Raw genomic sequence first — 3,546 nt, 5'->3', positions numbered from 1 at the left:
GGCATCGACGACGTGTCCTTCGAGGTGCAGGCCGGCCAGACCGTCGCCATCGTGGGCCCGACGGGCGCCGGCAAGACCACGCTCATCAACCTGCTGCAGCGTGTCTTCTCGCCGTCCCATGGCCGTATCCTGATCGACGGCATCGACACCCGCACCGTGACCCGCAAGTCGGTGCGCCATTCGATTGCCACCGTGTTCCAGGATGCTGGGCTGCTCAACCGCTCGATCGAGGACAACATCCGTGTTGGCCGCGCCGATGCAAGCAATGACGAGATCCATGCCGCCGCCAATGCGGCTGCCGCACAGGACTTCATCCTGTCGAAGAGCAATGGTTACGACACGGTGGTTGGCGAACGTGGCGGGCAGCTCTCGGGCGGCGAACGTCAGCGCATCGCCATTGCCCGCGCCGTGCTGAAGGACGCACCGATCCTGGTGCTCGACGAGGCGACCAGCGCGCTCGACGTCGAGACCGAGGACCGCGTCAAGGAAGCGATCGACGAGCTGCGCCGCGACCGCACGACCTTCATCATCGCCCACCGCCTGACCACCGTTCGCGACGCCGATCTGGTCGTGTTCATGGACAAGGGCAGGGTGGTCGAGATGGGCGGCTTCACCGAGCTGTCGCTGCGCAATGGCCGCTTCGCCAGCCTGCTGCGCGCCGGCGGCCTGCTCAACGACGAGGAGGTTCGCCGCCTCAGCCGCACCGTGCAGCAACAGCAGGAAGCGGCTGCCTGAGCCTCTTTCTTTTACCTCCCCCTTGTGGGGAGGTCGGACCGTAGGTCCGGGTGAGAGTACAGGCACGGCCGCCCCAATTGCGTCTGCGACACCACCGCTCGATTGCCCCAAACGCGTTGGCGGTTTATGTAGAACCGCATGAGCGACACGACTTCACGCCTGACCGGCTGGATGGATCTCGCCAACCCGACGCGCTTCGTCGGGCTGGCGGACAAGGTCGTGCCATGGCTGGCCACGATCGCCACACTGATCCTCGCCGTGGGGCTCTATATGAGCTTCGCCGCGCCTGAGGATTTCCAGCAGGGCATCACCGTCCGCATCATGTATATCCACGTGCCTTTCGCCTGGCTCGCCATGATGTGCTACACGCTGATGGCGGTCTCGGCGCTCGGCACGCTCGTCTGGCGGCATCCGTTGGCCGATGTCGCGCTGAAATCCGCAGCGCCCATCGGCGCCGTCTTCACCGCGCTGGCGCTGATCACCGGTTCGATCTGGGGCAAGCCGATGTGGGGCACCTGGTGGGTCTGGGATGCTCGGCTGACTTCGGTGTTCGTGCTGCTCCTGATGTATCTCGGCATCATCGCGCTGACCCGCGCGCTCGACGATGCCAGCCGCGCCGCCTGGGCCGCGGCCATCATCACGCTGGTAGGCTTCATCAACATCCCGATCATCAAGTTCTCGGTCGACTGGTGGAACACGCTGCATCAGCCGGCCTCGGTGTTCCGCATGGGCGGCTCCACCATCGACCCCAGCCTGCTATGGCCGCTGCTGGTGATGGCGCTCGGCTTCACCGTGCTGTTCTTCGCGCTGCACCTGATGGCGATGCGCACCGAAATCCGCCGCCGCCGGGTGATTGCCATGAGACGGGTCGCGGCTAGGCAGGCAGAGAGACGCGATTAGGTTTCCCCCTCTCGCCGCTCGAATTGCGACCAGCAGCAACCTTACTCCTGCTTTCGCCTGAACAATGCTGCTGTGTTGCTGTATAGCAACGAGGTGTCCCAAAAGGTCGCCTCGACTTCGTCCGTCCGTTGACATCTTCCCCTGAGCCGAGCTGAGTGCCATTCAGTGTTATTGAGCGGGGAATCGACGATGAAACTGCGTTTGCTGGCTGGGGTATCGATACTCGCATTGGGGCTTGGCTGGAGTTCGGCGCACGCCGCCGATGCTGTCGTCGACGCCCCGAGGGCCGAGGATCTCTGGTATGTCACACTGTTTGGTGGCGCCAGTTTCCCCAATGATGTGAAGACGGACTACGATGGTTCTCGGTATTCAGTCGATCTTAATACTGGCTTCGTGATCGGCGGTGCTGTCGGTCGGCGCATCAACGATGTGTTTCGTGTCGAAGGCGAATTGTCCTACGCGCGCTACAAAGCAAGTTCTTTTAGCGGCAGTTACGACGGTGTTGTCTTCAACTCAGGCGATGCGGCCGGCAATTTGTCAGCGACCTATCTGCTCGCCAATGTCTGGGCCGACGTTGCGCATTTTGGCGATGCCAAGCTCTATGTCGGCGGCGGTATCGGCGCAGCTTATGTTACCGCCGATACCCATTTTGACGGTGACGACTTTGGATATGGGCCTGGCGGCTGGGGTTTCGCCGGCCAGTTGGGAACCGGTGTCACCTATGCGGTGACGCAGAATGTCGACCTCGATTTCGGCTATCGCTTCAAGGCCGTCTCCAACGTCGATCTGGACGACAATGACGGCAGCAATACCTACAAGGATGCCAAATTGTACTCCCACAATCTGCAGTTTGGCGTTATCTACAAGTTCTGATTTGACCGGCCTGTCACAAGCCGCGACCTGGATTTGACGGATGCCGCTTTTGCCCCGCCGGCAACCTCTGGGTCTGCCGGCAATAATGCCAGCCTCCCTTCCGACCGCCGGTGAACCGGCGGAAAAGACATTGCAGCGCGGCATCGACCTGCAACGGCGCAAGCGTTTTCGCGAGGCCGAGTTCTGCTACCAGACGGTGCTTCGCACGCAGCCGAAAAATGCCATGGCGCTGAACCTCATGGGCACTCTGGCCATCGAGGCCGAGCATCATGACGCCGCCATTGCCTATATGGAAAGGGCGGTCAAGCTCGAACCGGGCAACGCTATCTTCCGCAACAATCTCGGCAACGCCTATAATGTCACCGGTGACATCGAGCGCGCCCGCAAACATCTAAAGAAGGCGATCGCGCTCGACGGCCGGCTCATCGAAGCTTTGTGCAATCTCGGCCGGTCCTACCGCAGCCAGCTCGAGGGCGACGTCGCCGAAGGTTTCTATCGCCGGGCGCTGGCGGTCGACAGCCAGTCGCTGACGGCCCTTGCCGGTATGGGCGATCTGCTCACCGACATCGGCCGGCAGGCCGAGGCGGTCGAATGTTTTGGCCGCGCGCTTGCCATCGACCCGAGCCATGTCGAGGCGCTGGCCGGAATGGCGCTAGCGCGCCGGGCGGTCAAGGACGATCCAGCGTTGCCTTTAATACGGGCTCGCCTGGAATTGCCCATGACAACCGATCGCGAGCGGGTGGTGCTGCACCACGCCGCCGGCAAGATGCTCAACGATCAGCGCGAGTATCGCCTGGCCATCCGCCATTTCGCGCAGGCCAAGGCAATTTCCGGCAATGATTTCGACATTGACCGGCACACCCAGCTTTACGACAGTTTCATCGACACTTTCGATGCCGACTTCTTCGCGGCGCGGTCGAAATTGGGAAATCCGTCGAGACGCCCGGTCTTCATCGTCGGCATGCCACGGTCGGGAACAACGCTGACCGAGCAGATATGCGCCAGTCATCGCGAAATCTATGGCGCGGGCGAACTGCC

4 protein-coding genes are annotated in these 3,546 nt (G+C 62.2%); all 4 read left to right on the top strand.

The genetic code is table 11. From position 1 onward, the window contains the following. The coding region (locus EN906_RS26935) for an ATP-binding cassette domain-containing protein (RefSeq protein ID WP_127375497.1) at window positions 1-735 on the top strand (735 nt) is incomplete at its 5' end. Window positions 736-873: 138 nt separating this feature from the next. Then, complete coding sequence (locus tag EN906_RS26930) at window positions 874-1,635, top strand: heme ABC transporter permease (protein ID WP_127267278.1); 762 nt, start codon at window positions 874-876, stop codon at window positions 1,633-1,635. A 189-nt stretch (window positions 1,636-1,824) separates the two neighbouring features. Continuing rightward, complete coding sequence (locus EN906_RS26925) at window positions 1,825-2,508, top strand: acyloxyacyl hydrolase (RefSeq protein WP_127267277.1); 684 nt, start codon at window positions 1,825-1,827, stop codon at window positions 2,506-2,508. A gap of 85 nt (window positions 2,509-2,593) precedes the next feature. Beyond that, window positions 2,594-3,546: tetratricopeptide repeat protein (locus EN906_RS26920; RefSeq protein WP_245484341.1), on the top strand; the 953-nt coding region annotated here is incomplete at its 3' end.

The sequence above is a fragment of the Mesorhizobium sp. M7A.F.Ca.CA.004.06.1.1 genome (assembly GCF_003999135.1).
Taxonomy (GTDB): Bacteria; Pseudomonadota; Alphaproteobacteria; order Rhizobiales; family Rhizobiaceae; genus Mesorhizobium.
Note: the sequence above shows the minus strand (reverse complement) of the source record. Positions and strands in the feature narration are given on the sequence as shown.